1 rRNA gene (running past one end of the window) is annotated in these 1,212 nt (G+C 52.8%); it reads right to left on the bottom strand.

What is annotated here, in order from left to right:
- Positions 1-34: 34 nt before the first annotated feature.
- Positions 35-1,212: ribosomal RNA gene (locus tag EC843_RS24415) — 23S ribosomal RNA — on the bottom strand; it runs 1,263 nt beyond the window's last position.

Here is a 1,212-nt window from a genome sequence, read left to right as displayed (position 1 = left end):
CTTAGTCTCTCAACCAAAACACCTTCGGTGTTGTAAGGTTAAGCCTCACGGATCATTAGTACTGGTTAGCTCAACGTATCGCTACGCTTACACACCCAGCCTATCAACGTCGTAGTCTTCAACGTTCCTTCAGGACCCTTAAAGGGTCAGGGAGAACTCATCTCGGGGCAAGTTTCGCGCTTAGATGCTTTCAGCGCTTATCTTTTCCGCATTTAGCTACCGGGCAATGCCATTGGCATGACAACCCGAACACCAGTGATGCGTCCACTCCGGTCCTCTCGTACTAGGAGCAGCCCCCCTCAATTCTCCAGCGCCCACGGCAGATAGGGACCGAACTGTCTCACGACGTTCTAAACCCAGCTCGCGTACCACTTTAAATGGCGAACAGCCATACCCTTGGGACCTACTTCAGCCCCAGGATGTGATGAGCCGACATCGAGGTGCCAAACACCGCCGTCGATATGAACTCTTGGGCGGTATCAGCCTGTTATCCCCGGAGTACCTTTTATCCGTTGAGCGATGGCCCTTCCATTCAGAACCACCGGATCACTAAGACCTGCTTTCGCACCTGCTCGAGCCGTCACTCTCGCAGTCAAGCTAGCTTATGCCTTTGCACTAACCTCACGATGTCCGACCGTGATTAGCTAACCTTCGTGCTCCTCCGTTACGCTTTAGGAGGAGACCGCCCCAGTCAAACTACCCACCAGACACTGTCCGCAACCCGGATTACGGGTCTACGTTAGAACACCAGCCATTAAAGGGTGGTATTTCAAGGTTGGCTCCACAAGAACTGGCGTCCTCGCTTCAAAGCCTCCCACCTATCCTACACATCAAGGACCAGTGTTCAGTGTCAAGCTATAGTAAAGGTTCACGGGGTCTTTCCGTCTTGCCGCGGGTACACTGCATCTTCACAGCGATTTCAATTTCACTGAGTCTCGGGTGGAGACAGCCTGGCCATCATTACGCCATTCGTGCAGGTCGGAACTTACCCGACAAGGAATTTCGCTACCTTAGGACCGTTATAGTTACGGCCGCCGTTTACCGGGGCTTCGATCAAGAGCTTCAGCTTGCGCTTAACCCCATCAATTAACCTTCCGGCACCGGGCAGGCGTCACACCGTATACGTCCACTTTCGTGTTTGCACAGTGCTGTGTTTTTAATAAACAGTTGCAGCCAGCTGGTATCTTCGACTGCCTTCAGCTCCACAATCGC

The sequence above is a fragment of the Buttiauxella sp. JUb87 genome, assembly GCF_004361975.1.
Classification (GTDB): domain Bacteria; phylum Pseudomonadota; class Gammaproteobacteria; order Enterobacterales; family Enterobacteriaceae; genus Buttiauxella; species Buttiauxella ferragutiae.
The sequence above is the reverse complement of the archived record's forward strand: the minus strand, read 5'-3'. Positions and strand labels throughout refer to the sequence as shown.